This is a genomic window from Bacillus safensis FO-36b (genome assembly GCF_000691165.1).
GTDB lineage: Bacteria > Bacillota > Bacilli > Bacillales > Bacillaceae > Bacillus > Bacillus safensis.
In genome coordinates this window covers 635836-659947 of record NZ_ASJD01000001.1, presented here as the reverse complement: position 1 = coordinate 659947, position 24112 = coordinate 635836, and the positions used below count along the sequence as shown (strand labels likewise).

At 40.8% G+C, this 24112-nt stretch carries 27 protein-coding genes and 1 riboswitch; of the genes, 3 read left to right on the top strand and 24 right to left on the bottom strand.

The genetic code is table 11. The features are described 5' to 3' along the window. Positions 1-158 precede the first annotated feature (158 nt). Genes BA81_RS03440 through BA81_RS03430 form a run of 3 tightly spaced genes read right to left on the bottom strand, consistent with a single transcriptional unit; the run spans position 159 to position 1834 of the window. Positions 159-353, bottom strand: coding sequence for a capping complex subunit for YIEGIA (locus BA81_RS03440; RefSeq protein ID WP_008344527.1), 195 nt, complete (start codon positions 351-353; stop codon positions 159-161). Positions 354-359: 6 nt separating this feature from the next. Next, the gene (locus BA81_RS03435; protein WP_024422816.1) at positions 360-1244 is read right to left on the bottom strand and encodes a YIEGIA family protein; all 885 of its coding nucleotides are present in this window, start codon (positions 1242-1244) and stop codon (positions 360-362) included. Continuing rightward, on the bottom strand, positions 1241-1834 hold the full coding sequence (locus BA81_RS03430) for a YphA family membrane protein (RefSeq protein WP_428829230.1): 594 nt from the start codon (positions 1832-1834) through the stop codon (positions 1241-1243). Before BA81_RS03430 ends, BA81_RS03435 begins: the two co-directional genes overlap by 4 nt. Positions 1835-1963: 129 nt before the next feature. Between BA81_RS03430 and BA81_RS19095 the strand changes: the two genes are divergently transcribed. Then, a complete protein-coding gene (locus BA81_RS19095) occupies positions 1964-2095 on the top strand; it encodes a YpzI family protein (protein WP_064497540.1) in 132 nt (43 codons plus the stop codon). A 214-nt stretch (positions 2096-2309) separates the two neighbouring features. Here the strand turns inward: BA81_RS19095 and fni are convergent, their stop codons facing one another. The 17 genes from fni to BA81_RS03345 form a co-directional block, all read right to left on the bottom strand. Beyond that, entirely contained in the window at positions 2310-3365 is a 1056-nt protein-coding gene (fni, locus tag BA81_RS03425; protein ID WP_034280413.1) for a type 2 isopentenyl-diphosphate Delta-isomerase, read from the bottom strand. A 14-nt stretch (positions 3366-3379) separates the two neighbouring features. Continuing rightward, positions 3380-4531: a 30S ribosomal protein S1 gene (rpsA, locus tag BA81_RS03420; protein ID WP_024422818.1), complete on the bottom strand. Its 1152-nt coding sequence runs from the start codon at positions 4529-4531 to the stop codon at positions 3380-3382. A gap of 223 nt (positions 4532-4754) precedes the next feature. Beyond that, positions 4755-5432: a (d)CMP kinase gene (cmk, locus tag BA81_RS03415; protein WP_024428083.1), complete on the bottom strand. Its 678-nt coding sequence runs from the start codon at positions 5430-5432 to the stop codon at positions 4755-4757. Positions 5433-5502: 70 nt separating this feature from the next. Beyond that, on the bottom strand, positions 5503-5685 hold the full coding sequence (locus BA81_RS03410; RefSeq protein WP_034280411.1) for a DUF5359 family protein: 183 nt from the start codon (positions 5683-5685) through the stop codon (positions 5503-5505). A 63-nt stretch (positions 5686-5748) separates the two neighbouring features. Beyond that, positions 5749-6396, bottom strand: coding sequence for a flagellar brake protein (locus BA81_RS03405; RefSeq protein WP_034280409.1), 648 nt, complete (start codon positions 6394-6396; stop codon positions 5749-5751). Between the two features lie 102 nt (positions 6397-6498). Continuing rightward, positions 6499-7848, bottom strand: a complete 1350-nt coding sequence (gene ypeB, locus BA81_RS03400) for a germination protein YpeB (RefSeq protein WP_034280407.1) — start codon at positions 7846-7848, stop codon at positions 6499-6501. A 14-nt stretch (positions 7849-7862) separates the two neighbouring features. Next, a complete protein-coding gene (sleB, locus tag BA81_RS03395; RefSeq protein WP_034280405.1) occupies positions 7863-8774 on the bottom strand; it encodes a spore cortex-lytic enzyme in 912 nt (303 codons plus the stop codon). Positions 8775-8907: 133 nt separating this feature from the next. Further along, entirely contained in the window at positions 8908-9564 is a 657-nt protein-coding gene (gene prsW, locus BA81_RS03390; protein ID WP_024422824.1) for a glutamic-type intramembrane protease PrsW, read from the bottom strand. Positions 9565-9718: 154 nt separating this feature from the next. Then, positions 9719-10690, bottom strand: coding sequence for a YpdA family putative bacillithiol disulfide reductase (locus tag BA81_RS03385; RefSeq protein ID WP_034280402.1), 972 nt, complete (start codon positions 10688-10690; stop codon positions 9719-9721). Positions 10691-10814: 124 nt separating this feature from the next. After that, positions 10815-12089 (bottom strand): Glu/Leu/Phe/Val family dehydrogenase, encoded by a 1275-nt coding sequence (locus tag BA81_RS03380; protein ID WP_007500982.1) that lies wholly within the window; start codon positions 12087-12089, stop codon positions 10815-10817. Positions 12090-12285: 196 nt separating this feature from the next. Continuing rightward, positions 12286-12864, bottom strand: coding sequence for a genetic competence negative regulator (locus BA81_RS03375; protein ID WP_024428080.1), 579 nt, complete (start codon positions 12862-12864; stop codon positions 12286-12288). A gap of 165 nt (positions 12865-13029) precedes the next feature. Beyond that, a complete protein-coding gene (locus BA81_RS03370) occupies positions 13030-13818 on the bottom strand; it encodes a metallophosphoesterase (RefSeq protein ID WP_034280400.1) in 789 nt (262 codons plus the stop codon). Between the two features lie 87 nt (positions 13819-13905). Continuing rightward, positions 13906-14361, bottom strand: a complete 456-nt coding sequence (locus tag BA81_RS03365) for a DUF2663 family protein (RefSeq protein ID WP_025093048.1) — start codon at positions 14359-14361, stop codon at positions 13906-13908. 64 nt (positions 14362-14425) lie between these two features. Beyond that, positions 14426-15211 (bottom strand): LysM peptidoglycan-binding domain-containing protein, encoded by a 786-nt coding sequence (locus BA81_RS03360; protein WP_034280398.1) that lies wholly within the window; start codon positions 15209-15211, stop codon positions 14426-14428. After that, the gene (locus tag BA81_RS03355) at positions 15156-15797 is read right to left on the bottom strand and encodes a CPBP family intramembrane glutamic endopeptidase (protein WP_034280396.1); all 642 of its coding nucleotides are present in this window, start codon (positions 15795-15797) and stop codon (positions 15156-15158) included. The genes BA81_RS03360 and BA81_RS03355 overlap by 56 nt, the downstream gene beginning before the upstream one ends. After that, positions 15794-17302 (bottom strand): RecQ family ATP-dependent DNA helicase, encoded by a 1509-nt coding sequence (locus BA81_RS03350; RefSeq protein ID WP_034280393.1) that lies wholly within the window; start codon positions 17300-17302, stop codon positions 15794-15796. The genes BA81_RS03355 and BA81_RS03350 overlap by 4 nt, the downstream gene beginning before the upstream one ends. Then, on the bottom strand, positions 17295-18347 hold the full coding sequence (locus tag BA81_RS03345; protein ID WP_034280391.1) for a YpbB family protein: 1053 nt from the start codon (positions 18345-18347) through the stop codon (positions 17295-17297). The genes BA81_RS03350 and BA81_RS03345 overlap by 8 nt, the downstream gene beginning before the upstream one ends. Before the next feature lie 267 nt (positions 18348-18614). On the opposite strand from BA81_RS03345, the gene BA81_RS03340 reads away from it, so the two are divergent. Next, a complete protein-coding gene (locus BA81_RS03340) occupies positions 18615-18863 on the top strand; it encodes a ferredoxin (RefSeq protein WP_008361239.1) in 249 nt (82 codons plus the stop codon). A gap of 34 nt (positions 18864-18897) precedes the next feature. Here BA81_RS03340 and fmnP read toward each other — a convergent pair whose 3' ends face one another. Then, positions 18898-19479 (bottom strand): riboflavin transporter FmnP, encoded by a 582-nt coding sequence (gene fmnP / locus BA81_RS03335; RefSeq protein WP_034280389.1) that lies wholly within the window; start codon positions 19477-19479, stop codon positions 18898-18900. A 144-nt stretch (positions 19480-19623) separates the two neighbouring features. Next, positions 19624-19754, bottom strand: a riboswitch (FMN riboswitch). Between the two features lie 286 nt (positions 19755-20040). On the opposite strand from fmnP, the gene serA reads away from it, so the two are divergent. Continuing rightward, entirely contained in the window at positions 20041-21615 is a 1575-nt protein-coding gene (gene serA, locus BA81_RS03330) for a phosphoglycerate dehydrogenase (RefSeq protein WP_024422834.1), read from the top strand. Positions 21616-21649: 34 nt separating this feature from the next. On the opposite strand, the gene BA81_RS03325 is transcribed toward serA, so the two are convergent. The 3 genes from BA81_RS03325 to sigX all read right to left on the bottom strand — a co-directional run bounded on the left by BA81_RS03325 (position 21650) and on the right by sigX (position 24028). Further along, complete coding sequence (locus BA81_RS03325; RefSeq protein ID WP_034280388.1) at positions 21650-22297, bottom strand: M23 family metallopeptidase; 648 nt, start codon at positions 22295-22297, stop codon at positions 21650-21652. A gap of 104 nt (positions 22298-22401) precedes the next feature. After that, positions 22402-23508, bottom strand: coding sequence for a hypothetical protein (locus tag BA81_RS03320; RefSeq protein ID WP_034280387.1), 1107 nt, complete (start codon positions 23506-23508; stop codon positions 22402-22404). Continuing rightward, positions 23420-24028 (bottom strand): RNA polymerase sigma factor SigX, encoded by a 609-nt coding sequence (gene sigX, locus BA81_RS03315; protein WP_024422837.1) that lies wholly within the window; start codon positions 24026-24028, stop codon positions 23420-23422. The genes BA81_RS03320 and sigX overlap by 89 nt, the downstream gene beginning before the upstream one ends. Between the last annotated feature and the right edge of the window lie 84 nt (positions 24029-24112).

Sequence of the window (24112 nt, the reverse complement as noted above, 5' to 3'; positions counted from 1 at the left end):
GTACCCTTCCTTTCAATCCAGCCGCGATTCAATATGTTCATCATCATGTTTCAACCGGGATTTATAATTTTCATTCAGATTTATGAAATAAACCCTTCAAACATGAAGGGTTCAACTTATATATTATATCAATTTTTAATCAGACCACAATGAATAACTTAAAAATGTTTGACAATCAAGTAAAGATCTTCTCCAATGCCGTGTGCAATTCCATCTAAAATGGCCTCTAAATTCATGGCATACATGTCGAGCTCTTCTTTATTTTCACAGAAAAAAACCGCTGTTCCGCCAATGACCCGCTCTTTATTAGTTGTTGCCACAGCCAATATAAATTGTTCAATGGTGTTCGCCATGCCCTATTACCTCACTTTCTTTTTAATGAAATCTGTCGGCATTCTTATGGCATTTTCTAAAATAGGCACCTCTTCTAATACACGGACAGCCAAATCTTCACGCTGCCATTGCGGTAAAATGAACACACCAAGTGTACCGGTATTCAAATCACGTTTTGCGAGCGGACAGAGCGATGGTTCACCAGAATCGCGGTACACGCCAAGCACGTTCGATAAATCAAATAAAATGGCTTGCCGCTGTCCAAGGTTGGCAATCGTTGTAGCAGAGTTGAAATTTTTCGGCGTCAAAATAAAGCCCATCCCATGCTCTAAAATGAGTTTTTGCTTTTCAGGCAGCCCGATATTCATAATGTATATATCATTCACATAAAGCCCTGCCCCATCAAAGCGAAGTTCCCCTTTTTGAATGCTGACGATATCCTTTAATTGACTGCCTGACATTAATAGCTTTGCCATGAAAAAACAAAGAATACCGACTACTGTTCCAACAACAAGCGAGAAGAAAATACAGGCTGTCGTTGTAATAAGTGCAGTGAGAATGGCAATATAATTTCGACTTTCAAAGGCAATGGCAATGCCTTCTATATATGTACTGCCTCGTGAGACAAGCTCATACGAATCCATTTGGGTTAACGTATTCCTTTCCATATTTCGGACATCTCGAAATTGTGTGGCTGCCAAAGTGAGAAAGGTAATCGCTGTAAATTCCTCCTGAATTAGTGCAGGCATAATGATCGCACCTAATCCTGACGCAATAAAACCAAGTGCAATGTGAATCACTTGTCCATGAATATACGTCGGGTATTGCCGGTAATCCGTTCTTAACATGTAAAGTCTGGCCGCCATCCCAAAGATGACACCAATAATCACAGGAAACGTATAATCTGTCATGTTGATTTTGCAGCCCCTTTTACTGATTTTCTTGATGAACGGGCGTTTAAGAGCTTTTCAAGCTGATCGACACCTAATAGGAAGACCGCTCCTTGTACAACGAAGGAAAGAAAAGAGAGATCCCCTAGGACAATTGATGATGTGAGGCGGTGAATCGTCAGCGCATAAAGGGCTTCGCCGAGACATACTGACATCATCCATAAGGTGATTCTTTCCGTTAACGGCTGTCCATATGTCATACACATTAAGATCAGCAGGGCAAATACGACCCAATCCACCTTTATTATCGTGAACCAAACAGGGTCATATAATGCAAACATCATAAAAAAGGCATACGCGCTCACCATCGAGCCCAATTGCATGATTCTCATCATTCGGTAACTAGGCCTATATATGACGAAAGCAGCACATGCATATAAAAAAGTCATCAAGAATCCCGCATTGATGCTCATATCTAAAACGGATATCATGATATGACTGAATATAATATGGACAAGTACACAGATGCCCAGCACGCTGCGCCACAAACTTTTTTCCATGATAAATGTCACCATAATCCAAACGAACCATATAGACCAATTATAGTACAACGCCTCCAACGCCTCATCACCTCAATTACATTATGGGAAAATCTCCAATTTTTAAACATACGGATCGTTACCGGCTCTGTATGAAATAAACAAGTGGTGACACCCTAATAACCTGAGGAGGGATACATGATGGGAAAAGATAGACAGGAAAAACGTTTAAAGGCGTCAAAAAGAGTGGAATCTGACCGCGATCAATCCATTCATCATAAAGGTGCAACAGCATTAGAAGGTCCAGAAAGCGCTCGAAAAAGAAATCAATAAAAAAAGGCATGTGATAATCACATGCCTTTTTTATTGACAAAGGGCTAAAATGTTCTTTATTTTGGATCTTTGTCTTCTTTTCAGCGTGATAGAAAACCTTTGCAGCCCTAGGAAGGGCGAGTACCGGGGCGGAACGAATTTGGCATTCGCGAGCACCGGCACGCAGGACTGACACCGAATGCGAGGGTTTGTCTACGCGCTGAGGCATGTGATATCACATGCCTCTCTGACTATAGTACGTTGTGTCAACGCCTCTTTCTTTGAGCCAATGACTTGTTTCCCCTGAGATCACAACTTGAGCCTGTCTCAGTTCTTCAATCGTCTTCACGCCAAGCACTGTCATCATCATCTTGATATCTTCTTGAAGTTCCATGATATTTGCGATGAGGCCGCTTTCTCCTCCACTGGTCAATGATTTCAAGAAAAATCCAGCTAGACCAGCAGCAGATGCGCCAAGAGCCATTGATTTGGTTACATCAAGAGCATCTTGAATACCTCCGGAGGCTAAAATCGTTTGATTCTGAAAGGCTGTATGTACTTCAGCAAGACTCGCTGCAGTTGGAATTCCCCATTGATCAAAATAACGAAGTGCTTTTTGGCGTCGGAGATTTTCAATCTTGGAGAAGTTCGTTCCACCAAATCCGCCTACATCAACGGCTGCAACCCCAGCATGGAACAACTTTCCTGCCGTCTCCTTGCTCATGCCAAACCCGACTTCTTTTACAACAACAGGCACACCAACAGATTCAACGATCGCTGCAATCCGCTCAAGCGCCCCTCTGAAATCGCGATCGCCTTCAGGCATGACAATCTCTTGGATGACATTCAGATGAATTTGGAGCATATTTGCCTCGAGCATGTTGACTGCTTCTTGAGCTTGCTTCATTGTCGCTTCACTGCCTAAATTCGCAAATACAATTCCATCCGGATTGACTTTACGAACGACTTCATATGTTCTTCTTTCTTCTTTATCTTTCAGTGCAGCCATTTGTGATCCAACTGCTACTGGGATATTGGTCTCCTTCGCTGCGATCGATAAAGAGCGGTTGATCTCATAGGTGGATTCTCCGCCTCCGCCAGTCATTGCATTGATAAAAATTGGCGAACCGAAAGTCAGTCCGCCAATTGTCGTTTGTGTATCAATTTGTGATGTCGCAAGATCTGGTAAACTGGCGTGAACGAAGGAAACATCATCTAAACCTGTTGCTGCATGCTGGCCAGTGGACAACGCATGCTCAATATGCTGCTTCTTTCTTTCTGCTCGCGTCAATTTTGATCACCAAATTATTTTAGTTTATTGAGTTTATCGCCGATCAGGTCACCAAGCTGGAATCCGCTTGTGTTTTCTTCTTTCGCCTGATATTGACGATAATCCTCTTCGATTTGTTTTTCAGGATTTTCTTCTAAATCACGGATGCTTAGTGAAATGCGCTCTTCGTCTTCATTCACATCAAGCACTTTCACTTTCACAGTCTGCCCTTCTTCAAGGACTTCTTGCGGCGTGCCGATATGTTTATGAGAGATTTGGGAAATATGCACAAGTCCTTCTACACCTGGCAGAATTTCAACAAATGCACCAAAGCTCACAAGACGTTGAACGGTTCCTTCAAGCACATCACCTTGTTTTACCTTTTCACCAATTTGGCTCCAAGGTCCTGGTAATGTTTCTTTAATAGATAGTGAGATACGTTCGTTATCACGATCAACAGCAAGTACTTTGACCTTGACTTCCTGTCCTTCTTCTACTACGTCAGATGGCTTTTCTACATGCGCATGGGATAGTTGAGAAATGTGAACTAATCCGTCAATGCCGCCAATGTCAACAAATGCACCAAAATCAGTAAGCCGCTGCACTTTACCATCAATCACACTGCCTACTTCAAGCTTTTGCAGGAAGTCTTGCTTTTTGTCTAATTGCTCTTGCTCAACGACTGCACGGTGCGAGAGAATTACGCGATTTTTTTCGCGGTCAAGTTCTACCACGACAAGTGAGAGTGTTTTCCCTTTGTAATCTGTGAAGTCTTCTACATAGTGTGCTTCTACAAGAGATGCAGGAATAAATCCGCGCACACCAATGTCAACGACAAGGCCACCTTTTACAACGTCTTTTACTTCAGCTTCAAATACTTCTTTTGTTTCAAACTTTTTCTCTAGGTCTTCCCAAGCGCGGTCTGCATCAACAGCACGTTTAGATAAAATCAAAGCATCGTCTTCGACCTTTGTTACTTTAAGCTCTAATTCGTCGCCATCTTTCACGACATCTGATGCTTTTTCAACGTGAAGACTTGATAATTCACTGATTGGGATGATACCAGGTTGTTTCACATTGACGATATCTACATTAACATGCTTGTCCTCAACTTTAGAAACAATTCCTTTCACTACATCTCCAACCTCTGGTACCTGAACATCGATTTGATTCATTTCCTCTGTCATTTCGATAACCTCCTTGGTCCAAACCTACACAGCTTAGTTAAAACGACTGGGCGAATATGTGTCTTAAGCATGATGATTGCCAGCCGAATATGTATTATAGAAACATTCAAATCAATATAATTGCTTGAATGATCAATAAAAATAGTATTAGTATAAACTTCTAATAAAAGACCTTGTTTGTCAAGAGATAAACCTCTAACTTATAAAAGTTTTCTAAAATTTCTTACTGTTTCTCCACGCGGTCTGCTGCATCTAAAATTTTCCCTGCCACCTCTTGAATAGAAAGGGAAGTGGTGTCAATTTCAATGGCGTCATCCGCTTTCTTCAAAGGTGAAACTTCGCGCTCAGAATCAAGCTTATCGCGTCTTGCAATCTCTTCGATCAGCTGATCGTAATTGACATCGTAGCCTTTTTTCTGATTCTCTTCAAAGCGGCGTTTTGCTCTTTCTTCTACTGATGCAAGCAAGAAAATTTTCACTTCAGCATCTGGAAGTACATGAGTGCCTATGTCTCTTCCGTCCATAACGACGCCGCCTCGTTTGCCAAGCTCTTGCTGCCTGCGGACCATTTCTTCCCGAACAGCTCTGTGCTTTGCAACAACCGATACCTGGTTGCTTACGCGGTCTGTGCGAATATCCTCTGTGACATCCGTATTGTTTAGATGGACTTTTTGACCCTCGTCTGTTGTTACTAGTTCAATGACCGTTTTTTTCAGTAATGAATCAAGTGCCTGTTCGTCTTCAAGGTCTACACCTTGATTGAGTGCCGCAAGTGTAATCGCGCGGTACATAGCACCTGTATCAATATAAATATATGATTTTTTGGCTGCGACAATTTTTGCCACAGTGCTTTTGCCTGCTGCTGCAGGACCGTCAATTGCAATAGATAATTTCTTTTTCATAATACCTCTCCTTGATTGAATCTCCCTTATGAATTGTAACACGATCCCGCTCAAACGGGGGAATTTTCTATCAATCCTTCTGCTTAAACGTTTCAATCCATTCTTCAATACTCATGTTATTCACACCCTCATACTGCACGACTTTTGACAAAAAAAGCTCTCCTTTCGTCAAATGAAGTGTAATCTGAACAGTTAGCAATAAAACAAGCTGAATGAGCACCACTTTCAATAACCATCTTTCCGTTGTCTTCATACAAAAAGCCTCCACGCTAGATTCTTTCCTCTCTAGTATGGAAGCTTTTTACACCCTTTATTCTTATGCTTTTTTCACACGTGTTAAAAGCTGCTGCTGGAAGCAGTATTTCATGATGTGCTGCTGGTGATCATTTGTGATCTCTGAAAACTCCATGATCGCTCTTGTTTTGCCAGACTGTTCATCTTGATATACTCGATTCATCTCTGCAACCGCTTTTATTTTCACGGGCTCTTTTAGGGGAAGTTCAAACTCTGTGACCACTTCTCCATATTCTTTCAATGACACGCCCTTAGGAACAGAAATTGCTACGCCGCCAGCGCTCATATTCACAATAAACGTTTCAAAGGCCTCTTCATCCGTTTGCATAATGGTGGCTTTGACCATCGTATCCACTCTCAGATATTCTCTTCGCTGAAGCCGAATCATTTTTTCTTTTGGCGGAATGGAAATAACAATCATCGGGATATCTTCTTTTCTTTTTCCGATGACTTCGCTTGTACATTTGTATGGAATTTGGTTTTCGTCAAAAAAGAAGACGGTGATTTCTGTTTGCTGGTTTAAGTAGATAGTGCGTCCCGTTTCTTTATCAGCTGGATAATTAATGCAAATATCATCGTTATTATTTTCCAAAACCTTCGATTTTGCTGTTTTCACTTCTTTGTTCTCATTGACATATTCAATTGTGATTGCATCCCCTATTTGTAACATTCCTCATCACTCTTTTCATCTGTGAAATCGTATCCTCTCCTATATTAAACCATGTCTAAAACAAAAGGAAAAGACTTATTAGCCTTTTCCTTGTTTCCTTTTCTATAGGTCTTTATATATAGGTTCTGCGTTTTTTAGTTTATCTACTCGTTCTTCTTTTCCAGTATCTGCATTAATGAACATGCGATACGTATCGTTTTTTATCGTTCCGAGGAACTCATAGCACAGAACTTCCTCTGACATATCATTTTGCACAATCGCTAAATGAGTATCTTCGATCTTTACATGCTGATTTAATGTTTTCTTCGCTTCTTTTTGCGAGATTTTAGGTGATTTAATGTCACGTGTTTTATGATTCGTTAAATAATCCTTCGCTGAAAACCCAACAACCTCACCATCGTCCAATGCGACTTTCATGCGTATGCTATCTGGATAAAGCAGAACATTTTTCTGAAGAGGAACATAGGTAAATACACCGATATTATCAAATTGTGCACTTTCATCTATATGGAACGATTCTGTATCAAACCCTTGCTTCTTTAAAAAGCTGAGTGCTTTTTCTGATGCATCATTTAAACTGATTTTCTGTTTTTTCACGTCACGATTCTGAAGAAGGTAAACTGGGTGTCCTCCTTTTTCAGTTAAGTCTAAATAAAAGTTTGCATGGCTGTCTGGATCAGACATCGATAAGCTGTACACGTCGCGATTGGTTTTGCTGCCGCTTTTTCTCACTTTAAAATGTTGATTATGGTCAGGTGTGAATTGCTGTGCAATGCGGATCGCTTCTTTTTTTGAAATCTTATCGCCTTTTAAATGATTGTATCCTTGTGTTTCTTTTTCTGTGGACACATTTGTAGGCCCAAGATCGACATCTGCAAATGCATCTGCATTTCTCTCGACTGTTTTCAGCCCGTCAATGATGGTGTTGTCGTTCTTTCGATCGCCGTCAGCGAGCGCCATTTCAACATCCATCCATTTTAAGTTTTTATTAAGTACGAGGTGCTGCACTTGTCTAAGTTCGTTTTGGATATCTGACGCTTGATTATATAGAGCTGTAATGGTTTTGTGTGTATCTTTATTTAATGGTTCATCTGATAAAGATTTGACTGATGATTTGTAGCTAAAGTCTCCGACATTCGCCAGAAATTCTTCCGTTTTATTAAAAGGCATCAATGTAAGCGGGAGCTGGCTGACATTGTTATGCGCTTCTGATGACATTCTCCATACATCTGCAAGTGCTGGTGAGATGGATGTTTGGCTGTTCATCGCAAGTGTTGCGCCCAGTTTGTCATGCAGCTGATCCACCTGATACGTTAAATCGTGGAAGGCTCTTTGGTAGTTGTTCTCAGCATGAAGCAGGACGGCGTCTTTTTCTTGATGTTCTTTATAGCCCCAGTAACCTGTTGAGATGACAGCAATTCCTAAAATAGCAATCAATATTCCTCTGATCATTTTTACACCCCTTTTTATTCGCAGAATATATGTTTCCCGATTCGTTTAATTTGTGGTCTTCCCCAAATCCATGGACTTGTTGCTGTATCAGGATTAAAGTAATAGATGGCGCTCTCAGATGGATCCCAGCCATTGATTGCATCAAATACAGCTTTTTTTGCCGTTTCATCTGGCGTCATATAAAATTGCCCATCTGCTACAGCAGTAAACGCAAGCGGTTCAAAAATGACTCCTGCGATCGTATTTGGAAAGGTCGGATTGTTCAAGCGGTTTAAGATAACGGACGCGATGGCCACCTGTCCTTCATACGGCTCACCTCTTGCTTCACTGTAAACAGCTTGCGACAAGAGCTGAATGTCATTACTAGAAAATCCACCAGGCATGTTGGCTGCTGTTTGTTTTGGTGTTTGATTTCCCTGCTGGCTGCCTGACTGATTGCCGGACTTCCCAGATGATCCACTTTGACTTTTTTGATTTTCTTTTGTACCTTGGGCTGTCTTTTTTTGCGAGCTTTTTTGCGCAGGAGCCTTTGTTTGCTGATCAAGAGGCTTTCCGCCATAATGGGTAAACTGGTTCCCTTGCTGCAGCTGTTTTTGAACAAACTCTTTGTAGTATTTCGTCTTTTGAACTAATAAGTTTTTTGTTTTCTCACCTACAAGTCCATCGACCTTCTTCATGCCAAATTGGTTTTGAAAGTTGCGAACGGCCCAGTACGTCCCCCAGCCATAGACGCCATCGATTTTGCCATTGTAAAACCCATTGTATTGGAGCCGCGCTTGCAGCTCGACTACATCTTCTCCTGTTGCCCCGCGCTGGATGACTTGGCCGGTGAATGCTTCACTTTTACTGGCTGTCAAAAGTGAAGACGCAAGAAGAACGATTGAGAAGATAAGAACAATTTGTTTCATGAAACGAGCTTTATCCATATTTGATCCTCCTGTACTTTTGATGTTTGAATATATGTTTCTTCCGATCCCTATTTTTATACATTCAACACAGGAGAGAATTGGATGGAAAAGACAAAAAAACGCCCTATAAACAAATAGGACGTTTTCCAAATTAAATTTGCACCATTTTTACCGCACGGGCTTTTTTTGCTTTCCTTAAACCAAACCACCATAAAAAAATCATGAACGGCACCATGATATATCCCCAGTTTTTCATCCCTAATAGAATGAAATCATACAGGCCGTGAAACAGCACAGGGAGCGTTAAAGAAAGGATCAGCCATTTGCGCTGCTCTTTTTTATCAGAGAAGCGGGCTTTTCCGATATAAAATCCCATCACAACACCAAATAATGCGTGACTTGATACAGGTAATAAAGCACGGGTAAACGCATATTCGACCCCGTGGCCGACTAAGTAAAGGATATTTTCAAGTGTTGCAAAACCAAGTGAGACACTCGTTCCATACACAATTCCGTCATAGTGTTCGTCAAACTGGGCATGTGCATAAACGCTGACCATTAAAATAAACCATTTTAATGATTCTTCTAAAAAGCCCGACGTCACAAATGAAATCAAGATAGGATTTGTTGCAATATTTTCCTCTTGAAGGACATATTGAATAAACATGGTTGGAAACACAAGTATGACACCTAGCATAAAAGATCTGATGACCATGTGAACCGGCTCATTGTCGTACTGATCTTTCAAATAAAAATAACTTAAAAGTGCGATGCCGGGAGCTAAACCTGCTGAGATGATTGCGATCATAACCAGACCTCTTTCCCTACATTATCCTTCATTATCGTACCATGATTTACCCTTTTTTTATATGACTCGGGCCCATTTTTCTAAAAATACCTTTCTATATAATCCCAATTTATAAAAAAAGAACCGAACCCCTTTGAAGGATTCAGTTCTTTTTTTATCCGTTAATTCTTTTTTTGATTTCTTCTGCAATGAGTCCGCCATGAAATCTTCCATTTTCGATAAAAATTTCATTGGCATTATTTCCAGCTGCAATGACTCCTGCAATGAAAATGCCTTCAACATTCGTTTCCATCGTCTCTTCATCAAATGCTGGACGGCCTGATTCTTGGTCAATCGTGACACCCATTTTTTCTAAGAAAGAATGATCTGGGTGATAGCCAGTCATGGCAAATACATAGTCACTTTTCACTCGATCCGTTTGATTTTGCTGGTTTGTGAAGATCACATCTTCTTCTGTGATTTCTTTCACCTGCGCACCAAACTCCATTCGAATCGTTCCATTACGGACAAGCGCTTCAAACTCTGGTAAAATCCAAGGCTTGATGCTGGATGAATATTCAGTTCCTCTATACAGCACAGTGACTCTGCTTCCGCATTTCACAAGTTCTAACGCAGCATCAACACTGGAGTTCTTCCCGCCGATCACCGTCACATCTTTATCAAAATATGGATGTCCTTCTTTAAAATAGTGATATACGTGGGGAAGGTCTTCTCCTTTGACGTTCATATAGTTTGGATGATCATAGTAGCCAGTCGCAATGACGACGTAATCACATGCATAGTCGTCTTTTGATGTATTCACCGTAAAACGGCCATCTTGTTTCGTCACGGCGTTTACTTTTTCAAAAGCATGCACACGCAGTTTTTTTCGTCTGACGACCTCTCGGTAATAGGAAAGCGCCTGAATACGAACGGGCTTACGGTTTTCAGTAATAAAAGCAACATCACCGATTTCAAGCTTTTCACTTGTACTAAAAAAGGTTTGATGTGTTGGGTAATGATAAATACTGTTCACGACATTCCCCTTTTCAATCACAAGTGCATCAATCCCAATTTGCTTGAATGCAATGGCAGCTGATAACCCGCATGGGCCGCCTCCTATTATGATCGCTTTTTCTTGTTTCATTTGTTCCACTCCTGTCATTTCACTGCAATAACAATTGCTGGGCTGTTTGATTCTTTGTTCCATTCCATAAAAAAATCTCCTATTTAAGGATAGGAGATTTTAAGGCGCGATGCAAATCAGCCGCTTAAATCCAGCCTCTGAATCGAGAAGCTTCAGCCATTTTACGTACACCGACCATATATGCAGCAAGACGCATATCAATTCGGCGGTTTTGCGCCATTTCATAAATATTATTAAATGATTTCACCATCATATCTTCTAAACGAGTTTCAACTTCTTCTTCTGTCCAGTAGAACCCTTGGTTATTCTGAACCCATTCAAAGTAAGAAACAGTTACACCACCCGCACTCGCAAGTACGTCTGGAACAAGCAGTACACCACGATCTGAAAGAATTTTGGTTCCTTCCAGTGTCGTTGGGCCATTTGCTGCTTCTACGACAATTTTGGCTTTAATGTTTGCCGCATTATCTTCTGTGATTTGGTTTTCAATGGCTGCAGGTACTAAGATATCACAATCCAGCTCAAGCAGCTCTTGGTTTGTAATTGTATCGTTAAATAGTTTAGTGACGGTTCCAAAGCTGTCACGTCGGTCAAGCAAGTAGTCAATGTCTAGACCATCTTCATCGTATAATCCGCCGTACGCATCTGAAATTCCTACGATTTTTGCTCCAGCATCATACATGAATTTAGCTAAGTAGCTTCCTGCATTTCCGAATCCCTGTACGACAACACGAGCCCCGTTAATGTCAATTCCTTTTTTCTTCGCCGCTTCTTTGATGCAGATCGTCACACCTTTTGCTGTTGCAGTATCACGTCCGTGTGATCCTCCAAGAACAATTGGTTTTCCTGTAATAAATCCTGGCGAGTTAAATTCATCAATTCTAGAATATTCATCCATCATCCATGCCATAATTTGAGAGTTCGTAAACACGTCTGGTGCTGGAACATCTTTTGTTGGTCCAACAATTTGACTGATGGCGCGAACATAGCCGCGGCTTAGTTTTTCAAGCTCTCTGAATGACATTTCTCTTGGATCACAGATAATACCGCCTTTTCCTCCGCCATAAGGAAGATCCACAATTCCACATTTTAAACTCATCCAAATTGAAAGCGCTTTTACTTCTTTTTCCGTAACGTTCGGGTGGAAACGGATTCCGCCTTTTGTTGGACCGACAGCATCATTGTGCTGTGCGCGGTAACCAGTGAAAATTTTCACCGATCCATCATCCATACGTACTGGAATTTTGACCGTTAATAGACGAATTGGCTCCTTCAGCAATTCATACACTTCCTGCGGATACCCTAATTTGTCTAGCGCTTTATGTATGACGGTTTGAGTTGACTTTAAAACATCTAGCTTATCTTCTGCGTTATGAGCGGCGTTTTGATCGGCTGCCATTAAAATAAACCCCCTAGAAATCTTTCATGATCTACTGCTCCCTTTCAAGCAATAGTATACACCTTCGTACTGGTAAAGCAAAGGTAAAAAGCGTTTTTTATCAAAATAAAATATCAGCGTTTATAAATATAAAAAAGGATATAAAAAAATACTGTTGTTTCATCACAACAGTATTAAATATAATAGAAAAAAGTGATTAAAAATACATTTGAATCGTTTTCACAGCATCTTCTTGCATGATCACTTTTCCATATTCTTTTAGCCGGTGAATGGTGAGTGTCGTAGGTGAACCAAACTCTGCTAAAATCGAAATGACTGTATCAGCAGATAATTCTCCAACATCATCCAGGCTGAGGTAATATTGACCTTCATAATGGTAAACTGTACCCCCTAAAAGTCCAATACGACTTAAACTATGGGACAGTTGAATCACATCTTCAAACGAGGCAAATTGATAGAGCACATGCTTACTCTCGTCGAGCTTGACTTGCATCTCAATGTAATCTTCATCAAACTCATCATCAGCATCTTCCTGCTGACTCTTTGTGACAATGACGACCATCCCCTGCGCCTGAAGAGAAAATACTTCAACAGCAATCGGTCCATTCGCTTCAAAACCGAGCTCCTGATTCGCTTCGTTCATCATGTCTTTAAACAGCTGATGGACTTTGAACGAATCTTTCCAAAGGTCTTCTTTCGTAAGACCTCGGTCTGTCAGGTCATCTAGTGTGAGAAAAATTTTGATTTTATTATAATTCAGACGCTCCAGTCGCATAACGTTCCCTCCTGCCTCTTCTAAACACACATCATACTGTAGTATATGAGATGATGAGTCATAGGTTCTTAATTTTGTATTCAGTTTACACTGTGTCAAGACGGAAGACAAGCACGAAGCTACGCTTACGGTGACTTTTATGGAAAATATTGAGGGTGCCGCAAGTTAACGCGTTTTTAGAGGCATTAAATAGATCAGATGGGTTTCTGGTTCTGCTCCGAGACGCAAGGGAATTTTTGTTGTTCCGTAGCCATTACTAATGAGAAAGAACGCACCTTTGACCTGGCCTGTTCTTCCTTTTTCATACGGTCCAAATTTCCCAATTCGGATCTGTCCCCCATGCGTATGACCGCTCAGGACAAGATCGATTCCTTCTTCTTCACTCATCAAATGATGTACATCTGGATTGTGTGATAAGAGAATATTGACATCATCTTTCACAAACTCAGGCCGTATCGCTTCATAATCTGCTTTTTCAAGCCGAATATCATCAATTCCTCCAATTTTGATTCGCTGCCCTTCAAAATTCCATACAGCCGTTTCATTTTGCAAAGTCGTGACATCGTATGCATGAAGAATCTCTTTAAACCTTTGCTGGTGCAGCTCATGATCATTATTTCCCCAAACAAAATAAACCGGCGCAATTCTTGATAAACGTTTCACATTTTCTTCAATCCTTGCATAGGGTACACCTTTTTCTGCTAAATCTCCGCCAATCATAATCACATCTGGCTCTTCCTGTCTGATTTCTGCTAATAAAGTGTCACTGATGAGACGTCTGTGTGTATCAGAAATAAAGAAAATGACAGCAGGCCGGTCTGATTGAAGTGCTTCTATTGTAAAGTAATGCTTTTTGATGTTGTTTTGTTTTGCCGTTTTCACCATTTTTGCCGTTACACACACACCTGTTGTAACAGCCGCAATGGCGGCAGTAAATCCGATGGCATATTTCATCACAAATGGCTCCCTTACATATCTTTCTTTCATAAGACGCTTGAATGAAAAAAGACGTTTCAACTGTTAAACGTCTTTTTTTCTCATTTATTTACTTTCATAATAGAGATTAATGTCGTATTGCTTCTGCATATAGTGAAAAACCGTCTCGCGCTCTTTCCACTGATTTGATTGCGGCCATAAATCTGTGCTTTTTTGTATAATTTCACATCGAAGCCGATGATATTCATCCTCAGCCTTTTCTTCTTTTTTCTTGTAGTAATAAGAGGCGTAAAAAGCAAAGACTTCAGCCATGATCCAAAACAGAAAAACTTCATGACCAAGCAGTGTGGCAATCATGGCTTCCGGCTGAAGCGAGCCGCCTCCCGCATTTGCCGTGATCACAAAATAAAACAAAAGAATGGCCAGCGATAGAAGGGCTGTCCATTGCCATCTTTTGCACTGCTTGGCAAAGCCCTCATATTTATGCTTTCTTTTGATCAATGTTTCCATCATTTTCTGTGTCGGCTGATCCATATATCGGCTGATTGCGTGCAATGTCATCACATACACCCTGTCCCTTTTTTCTACATATGTATGTGCGTGCTTCTTCATTCATGTCAGGTGATTAGTTTTCTAGTGGAATATTCAGCACTTGACCACTATACACGCTGTTACCTTTCAAATGATTATAGGCTCTAATTTTCTCTTCACCCGAACGGTTTTTGTAATACTTCATTGAAATTCGATACAGGTTTTCCTCTGGACCAACGGTGTGCTGCACGACACGAACTGGCTTTTCTTCCTGCTTCTTTTTCTCTTCGGCCTCTTTTCGTTTTTTCTCTTCCTGTTGCTTTTGCAAGGCTAGCTGCTGCTGTTCACGCTTTTTGGCAGCTTCGGCTCTCGCGCGTTCTTTTTCTTTCGCTGCTTGTTCACGCTCTTCTTTCTCTTTAGCAGCTTTTTCTTTTTTCTTCTGTTCAGCTTTTTCTTTCAATCGCTGTTTTTCTTCATCTTTCTTTTGCTTCTCATCATCAGACGCATCCGCTTTATCAGCATTAGAATCATTTTTCGTTTCGACAAGTGCTGACGGGACTGGGTCTGTGTCAGCACTTGATGTAGAATCAATATTATATACATCTTGATTATTATTATGGTTGATTTCCTTTGATGTGTAGTAGATCAAAAGGAAGAACACTGTGACGACGATAATAGGAAAGATAATAGCAAGTGTTGTAAACAATGGATTACGCACCTTTTTCGTGCGCTGCTTTTTATATTCATGAAAATCTTCTCGTGTAGGAAAGTGAGAGTCATCTGAAGGCTGCACTTCTTCTTCAAAAATTTTCTCTGCATCATCGTCATGGATGTTTGTCAGCTGCTCCTTCTTTCTCTTCATTCTCGACATTTCTTCCATGTTCATCCCTCCCCCTATATTTCAAACGAATTTGACAAGCAAAGACTAAGTCAATGACAAAATGGGTCATGACAGGAACAAATAAATTCCCAGTCCACTCGTATAAAAGTCCTAAAAAAATACTAATTGAAACCACAAGGATAAACAAGAGTATTTTTGATAAGTAGCGAAAGTGAAGGAGCGCAAACACAATACTGGCAATTTCCAATCCAAATTGCTGCTGGACGATCCCTCGGAATAGAATTTCCTCTGAAAAGGCGATGAGCAGTGTTAACCAAACAATATGCGGGATGCTGCGGTTTTTGAACATTTTTTCATTTAATCCGCCATCATCATACATATGAGCAGGAAACACCTTCATAACAATCGCATCCACAATGATCACAACCGCAGCGCCGCCAATTCCATAAGTCAGTATCCGCGCATCTTGGATCTCCCAAAGGGATGTAAAATCTGTCCAATGATTGAACATAAATATACCTAGTAAAAAAGAAATGATCAGCATCAGCAGCTGCGTGAAATACAGCTGTTCTACAACTTGTCGATCGGTTAATTTTTCGATGATTCGGCGATGTTGTTCAATCAATGCTGCGCCTCTTTTGTCAGATGAAACATACGATCCAGCACGGTCTTCCAGTGTTTCATTTCATTCAGCTCCAATGGTTGATCTTTTTTTTCATAATCAGACAGGTCAAGTCCGCAAGAAGAGCAGCAGCTGCCAGAGGATGCGCTCTCCGTTTGATCAAGCTGTTCGTAAAAGTATGATAACAGAGATTGTCTAAAGCAGCTATGATCTGTGATCCGCTCCTTAAATTGCCACACTTTTCTCAGTTTTTCAGTTTGTCTTTCCTGCAATTTCTCTTTCAGTTTCATCAGGAGCACACGAGGCTCGTCAGATTGATACATCCTGTAATAATGGATCAGCATTCTTGCACGTGTCTCCTGAAGCCCTGATTCCATCAATTGTTCACGTAATTTCTTTTCATCATTTGTCTGCATTTGTGTGAGTCTAACTAAGAAGAAATCAATTTCTGGATCATCAAAGCCTTCTGCTTGTATTAAATGCTGTTGAATATCCGCGTCCTCTTCTGTATATAAAAGAATGCTCACACTATTTTTCCCGTCCCGTCCTGCTCTTCCAATTTCCTGCATAAATGCTTCAATTGACTGAGGCGGGCTCATATGAATAACAAATCGTATATCTGCTTTATCAATTCCCATTCCAAAAGCACTTGTACAACAAATAAGATCAAGCTGTCCGCTGATAAATTGCTGCTGAATAAGCATGCGGTCTCCTGCATCCATTCCGCCATGGTAATACTCTACACGCTGATGGGTTTTTTGTTTCATTATGAGCGCCATATCTTCTGTCATTTGCCGGGTCGGGCAATAAATCAGGCCAGGGCCTTGCAGGAATTCCACAAGCTCAATGGCCCGTTTCTCTTTTGCTTCTTTCGTTTCGTGCGCTTCTTTGACTAATGCGATGTTTGGCCGGTTGACAGAATGGATATGAAAGTCTGGATGCTGCAATCTTAACGTTTGCACGGTATCTTTTAGCGTTTGTTTTGTTGCAGTTGCCGTCAGTGCTAAGGCAACAGGATGACCTAATGCTTCTCTCCATTCTCCCAGCTTGGAATATTCCGGACGGAAATCATGCCCCCATTCGGATATACAATGGGCTTCATCGACGACGAACAGACCAATATGCATCGATTTGAGCTGTTCTAGCAGCACCTCTGACATTAATGCCTCAGGCGCGACGAATAAAAATTTATATGATGGCAAATGCCGAATGATATGCCGTCTCTCCTGAAAAGATAATGTGCTGTTCAGTGCCGCCACTCGTTTTTCTCCGCGCATTTTCATTCGTTCGACTTGGTCCTCCATAAGCGATAACAGCGGCGAAATAATGAGAACTAATCCTTCAGTCATATAGCCGGGAATTTGATAGCAGATGGACTTCCCTCCGCCAGTAGGCAGCATGGCAACCGTATCTTTCTGATTCAGTACACTTTGAATAATGTCCTCTTGACCTGCTTTAAATGAGTCGTAACCAAAATATCGCATGAGCGTCTGATGAAGCTTATCCATTTGCTTTCACCATCCTTGTCAGAGCCAATCTTATTTGAAAATAAGTAAATGGATGTTCGAGTTTTTCTTTAATCAGCTTCATTTTATTTGTTTGAAGCTCCCTGGCTACTGCATGAATGGCCTGCTGCTCTTCTTCGCTCACATACGGCTCTATTGAGAAGCTCGGTTCATGTATGGACAGTTCGACAATATGGTCTTCGATCGTTGCCTTTTTTAATGATCGAATGTGAGCAATCTGATCAATATCATAGCCTTTTTGCACAAGCTCGAGCGTTTTATGGGTAGAGGTTGTTAGCACGCGTTTGAATTCAAGGTCACCTACGAGCTGCTGCATGACCTGCGCTTCACCTTTTTGGGCAGCATGAATAAAATAATGGAGGACATTCCAAAAAAGCAGGTACACATACCACACATCTTCTTTTAGCCACTCTGCCATTTGCTGATACGTACGCCCAATTCTTTCATTTGACGTCAATGAGTAAACAAAAATCAGCGCCTCTTGATCACTTATACGGGAAAGGAGCTTGTCTAGTTCATGATGCAGCTCTTCCGAAAGCTTATTCTTCTCGTGATGCTGTTTTAAGAAGGATTTCGTCCAGCTTTGTACAGATACATCTCTTTGTATTGGAACATATTGATGCGATCCAGCCAGATGGTGAGACAGCACTTGTACAAGTAACGAAAGCCTCATCCATAGCACCTTTGCTTTATCATGATATTTGGCACCATGAAAATAAGCGGGCATCGGTTTTTCTGAAAAATACTGGTTTAGCATACGCTGTCCTGCATTTGTAACAGTGAATGTCTCCCCTGTTTTTACGATGTAGTGCTTTTCGTCAAGCTTTATAGCAGAGCGATTCAGCTGATCCCTCGTAAACCCCGGGTAACAGCCGAAGTACTTTGAAAGCTGAAACAAACTGGCATCCTGTATGGTTTGTGATGATTTCTTTCCTTTAAAAAGATGGTAGACAGCACTTATGGAGCGTTCGCCGTTCAATTTATGTACGCTGTCCATTAACATGACATCCAAGTAATGAAGAGTCATTCGCCAAAGCACCTGTCTTCCTGACAAAATTCGAATATTTTCTCCCTTTATTTTAACAGATTTCATAGAAGAAGAAATGTTTAAACTCAATTTGTGGGGGAAAGTTATGAACAAACCCTTATGTGATAAGCATTCTCAATCACTTTACAGTTGAAATGTGAAATTAAAATCATTACAATAAGGTTTGAGGAAATTGTTTTTTATCGGTGAAACTAAAAAGGTTAGACCATTTGTTCCATCGAACAATCTGGGAGGTATTTTTTTAACATGGCAAAATATACAATTGTAGACAAAGACACATGTATTGCTTGCGGCGCATGCGGTGCAGCTGCTCCAGACATTTATGATTATGATGATGAAGGCATTGCATTTGTTACGCTTGATGACAACCAAGGGACTGTAGAAGTTCCAGAAGTACTTGAAGAAGATATGCTTGATGCATTTGAAGGATGTCCAACAGATTCAATCAAAGTTGCGGACGAATCTTTCGATGGTGACCCGCTTAAGCATGAATAGTATAAAAGCCCCTTATGCAGGGGCTTTTTTTATATTAACTATTTTGAAGTCGGCGTTTATTTTCAAACCATGGACGCATTTTCACAAAAATGAGGCTAAACACGATGGTAATGATGATTCCTTTAATAAAGTTAAATGGTAAGATCCCTGCTGTAATGGTCGTCTTGAGCGCATGATCGGATAGTTCTGGCGCGTTTAAGAACCATGTGTAAGCTGGCAGGAATAAGAAGTAATTTAAAATACTCATCATCACAGTCATAAGCAATGTACCCGTGATCATAGACCATGCCATCCCTTTTGCTGATTTGATTTTTTTAAACATAAAGGCGACTGGCAAGATAAATAGTGTGCCTGCAATGAAGTTCGCAACTTGCCCAACTGGAACGCCGGACATACTGCCTTGAATGAGGTAATGCAGTACATTTTTTAATGCCTCAACAGCAATCCCTGCACCCGGTCCATAAATTAAAATCGCAATAATTGCCGGGATATCACTAAAATCAATTTTCAAATACGCTGGAAGACCAGGGAAAGGAAAATCCAATAAAATTAACACAAACGAAATACTGCTGAGCATACTGGTAACAACTAAACGCTTTACTTTACTTTGATTCAATATTCTCTCTCCTTTTCGATCAAATCTTTCGAAAAGAGGATTGTTCCATTTTAGCCACAAAAAAACCGCCCTTGAAAACAGGAGCGGGGAAATTGGGCTAGACAAATAAACGTGTGAACATCAATGTTTTCAACGTTTATGAACCTCCATCTTCTCCCATCCAGACTATACTGTCGGCTTCGGAATCACACCGAATCCTGCCAAAAAGGCTCGCGGGCTTAGAGACTATGCTCATCACCGCCGGTAGGGAATTACACCCTGCCCCGAAGATTGATCATTATTCAATTCGACATCATTATATATGATATATGAGCATTTGTACAGATAAAAATCTGAGCAAATTCATCAGTTTTAAGAAATCGTAAAAAACACAAAAATTATAATGACAAATGCGCAAAAATTGGTTATCTTTTGTTTAAAGGTGTTCATTCTTTATAAAGACACAAAGAAATGTTCGTGTTTTCTTTTTCACTTTACTGCTTTAATTTGATTGACACAGTGAAAAGGAATATGGTAAATTATCAGATATTTATGACGTTTATTTTAGGAGGAAATCTTACGATGTTTCGAGTATTAGTCTCAGATAAGATGAGCAATGATGGTCTTCTACCACTTTTAGAATCAGATTTTGTTGAAATTGTCCAAAAAAATGTAGCAGAAGCAGAAGATGAATTACACACGTTTGATGCCTTACTTGTCAGAAGTGCCACGAAAGTAACGAAAGAGCTTTATGAAAAAATGACTTCATTAAAAATTGTCGGCCGTGCCGGTGTGGGAGTAGACAATATTGACATTGATGAAGCGACCAAACACGGCGTCATTGTGATCAATGCACCAAACGGTAATACGATCTCGACAGCTGAGCATACGTTCGCTATGATTTCATCACTCATGCGTCATATTCCGCAAGCCAACATTTCTGTCAAATCAAAAGAATGGAACAGAGGTGCATATGTTGGTGCTGAGCTTTACGGAAAATCTCTTGGGATTGTCGGCTTAGGCAGAATCGGAAGTGAAATCGCGCAGCGTGCGAGAGCATTTGGCATGACAGTCAACGTGTTTGACCCATTTCTCACAAAGGAACGTGCAGAAAAAATTGGCGTCAATGCGAAATCACTTGATGAAGTACTCGAAGTATCAGATATTATTACTGTACATACGCCATTAACAAAAGAAACAAGAGGACTTCTCAATAAAGAAACGATTGCAAAAACGAAAAAAGGTGTTCGCCTTGTAAACTGTGCGCGCGGCGGTATTATTGACGAGGCTGACCTTCTTGAAGCTCTTGAAAGCGGCCATGTCGCAGGAGCTGCACTCGATGTATTCGAGGTAGAACCGCCAACTGATAATCCGCTTGTGGATCATCCACATGTCATTGCAACTCCGCATCTTGGTGCCTCTACAAAAGAAGCACAATTAAATGTAGCGGCGCAAGTATCTGAAGAAGTCCTTCAATTTGCAAAAGGTCTTCCTGTCATGTCATCTATTAATCTACCAGCGATGACAAAAGACGAGTTCAAAAAGATTCAGCCTTATCATCAATTTGCAGGAAAACTTGGACGTCTTGTCTCTCAATCAATGAGAGAACCTGTAAAAGAAGTAGGCATTTCTTATGAAGGATCTATTTCAAAACTCGAAACATCCTTTATCACAAAGAGTCTTCTGTCAGGCTTTTTAAAAGAGCGTGTTGATTCGACTGTGAATGAAGTAAATGCTGGAATGGTCGCAAAAGAACGAGGCATTAGCTTTAGTGAAAAAATTTCTTCCAGCGAATCTGGTTACGAAAACAGTATTTCCATTGAAGTCAAAGGTGATCTTTCAACCTTTACTCTAAAAGCGACTTACATCCCGCATCTAGGGGAGCGCGTTGTTTCTATTAATGGTTTTAATATTGATTTTTATCCAGATGGACACCTTGTCTATATCCAGCATACAGATGCACCTGGTGTGATTGGAAAGGTTGGACAGATTTTAGGCGACCATGATGTGAACATCGCCACAATGCAGGTGGGACGTAAAGAAAAAGGCGGCGAAGCCATTATGATGCTTTCTTTCGACAAGCATCTAGAGGACGAAATTGTGAAAAAATTAACTGAAGTGCAGGATATTCTTTCTGTCCGCCTGATTGACCTATAAAAAACAGTGATAAACCTCATGCTTTGCATGAGGTTTATTTAGTTGAAACCATTAAACAGTCTCCTGTTCGAATGAGGTGAGTGGTCAGCTCATTGATCTTTTTCAATTGTTCTACAGTCATTTCATGCGCCTTTGCTATCGACCAAAGGGTATCCCCTTGTTTAATGACATATGTATTTTTTTCATGTCCATTTACATGAAGAGCCGGCTCTTGGAAACGTTCCACAGCAATCATTTTGAGGGGATCTACCGCATCCTTTTTGCTGACTGACCAATTGCCACGATGTACTTCAAAATGCAAATGAGTGCCTCTGGAGGCTCCTGTGTTGCCAATTATGCCAATCGGCTGTCCCGCTTGTACATGGTCACCCTTTTTCACAAAACGCTCGTGTAAATGAGCATAGACGGTTTCGTATCCATTTGGATGCTGAATAAATATAACTTCTCCATATGTAGCCGATACATACGAACGCGTGACCACACCTTCACTTGCAGCAAAAATGGATTCTCCTTCTGGCGCAGCTATATCTAATCCCTTATGCGAGCCGCCCCTTGTCCCAAACAAGTCAGTGACTTCTCCTTTCACTGGTTCCACCCATTCGTTTGTCTTCTGCGCATGGGCAAATGGCGCTAAGATCAAGAGCAAAAAACAGCTGGCACCTATGAAGCAATACCTTTTCATCAGTGACTCCCCTTTTTTGAGGTTCTTTTCATGACAGCTTAGTATACAGCAAGAAGACCCTTTTCTATACATCAAAAAAGAACGCAATGAAATGCTTGCGTCCTTTAACGATCTTTTATGACAACTGGATTCGGCAGGGCCGGTACCTCTATTGGTTCATTTAATTCATATGGTCCTACTTGATCTGTTCCTGCATATTGAATGGTAACATCTGTAAAACCAAAATCTTTCGCTGTGAGCAGCAGACCTTCAATGAGTAGAGTATGATCAATTGAGTCCGATAATTGTGCTGATGCTCCAAACGTGATGGTTACATGCTTACCTTTTGATGTCACTTCTTTAATGGGTTCTTCTTTAATTAATGGTTCAAGTCCAGAATCACTCGTGCGTTTCATGGCCTCTACAGCTTCTTCATAAGAAGAATAATGTGTTTTGGAGGGCACCAAAAAAGTCCCGCTCTTATTTTCTAACACGTAATAAGCTTTCTTCGTTTGTTTATCAATTGATATCGTGCCAAAGCTGCTAGTCCCTAATTGAAGATGAGAGCCTTTGACTGATTTGACTTCCACTTGCTTATACCTGCTCCATTTGAGCGTTTCTTTTACCATATCTTTAAATCGATTGGCTTCCTTTATCGTATCAAGGGACAAATCATTTTTTAACTGAAAAATAAGTGTATTCCCATTTTCACGAAGGTCCACCATCTCAAGATAAGATTGAAGTGGCTTTGTCATTTCAGGCAGCTGCACCTGTTCATATGTGTTCATCATTTCCTGCAAATGGTCATGTTCATTCTCTTTTTCAATACTAATGGGAACCACTTGAGATGTTGATTCATCTATGTATGCAACCGTCATATACTTTTGCTTGTCTTCATGAGAAACAACGTGTGTGGTACCATTTGCCTGTTTGACCGGCTCTAATGTGGCATTTGCCTGTCCTTTGTCAGCACTTGAGTCCATTTTTATCTGTTTATGCTGTTCTTGAGCAGCCGGCTGAAATAAATGAGGAGAAATTAAAAACGCCATAAATAAAACCACAACGGTTGCCACCGCTGGACCGATCCATTTGACACTTTTCTTTTTCTTCCCGCTTGCCATCAGCACCTGCTGGTATATCTGCTTAGATGAACGGTTGTCCTCCACCTTTGGAAGCTGACTTAGTAACACCTTGATTCGTTCTTCGCTCCAATCGGACCTGTTCGTTTTCATTCACTAGCTCCTCCTTCAAAAGCTCCATATGTTTTCGGAGCACTTTCAGGCCTCGGTGCTGCGTTGTTTTGACTTTGCTTTCCGAGAACTTTAGCGCCTTTGCTGTCTCCATGATTGAGTAGCCCTGGATAAACCTTAAAATGATGACAGCTCTTTGATCAATCGTGCAGTGATCAAGCGCGGCATAAATTTCTTTAGTATTTTCATCCTGTACAGCCAGTTCGTCTGGGAGCAAGTCTGGGTCTTTTACATCCTGCTTATCCCAATCAAACGTGCCGAGTACCCGTTGTCTAATGGTTTGCTGCTTGCGAAACCAGTCAATCGCCACATGCCTTGCAATTGAAAACAGCCATGTTTTCTCGCTGCTTCTTCCTTCAAAAGTTTTATATGAGTGAAGTACCCGAATGTAAACCTCCTGTACGAGATCCTCTGCCTGATTTTTATCTTTAACCATATAAAATAAAAACTGGTACAAATCTTGATGGTACGAATCATATATTTTTTGAAAGGTTTCATGCATAGGAAACCCCTCCGTTCACTTATTTTTGTCGAGTGACTCTTATAAAACGTTACATTACAACTTTATGACAAATATATTACAAGT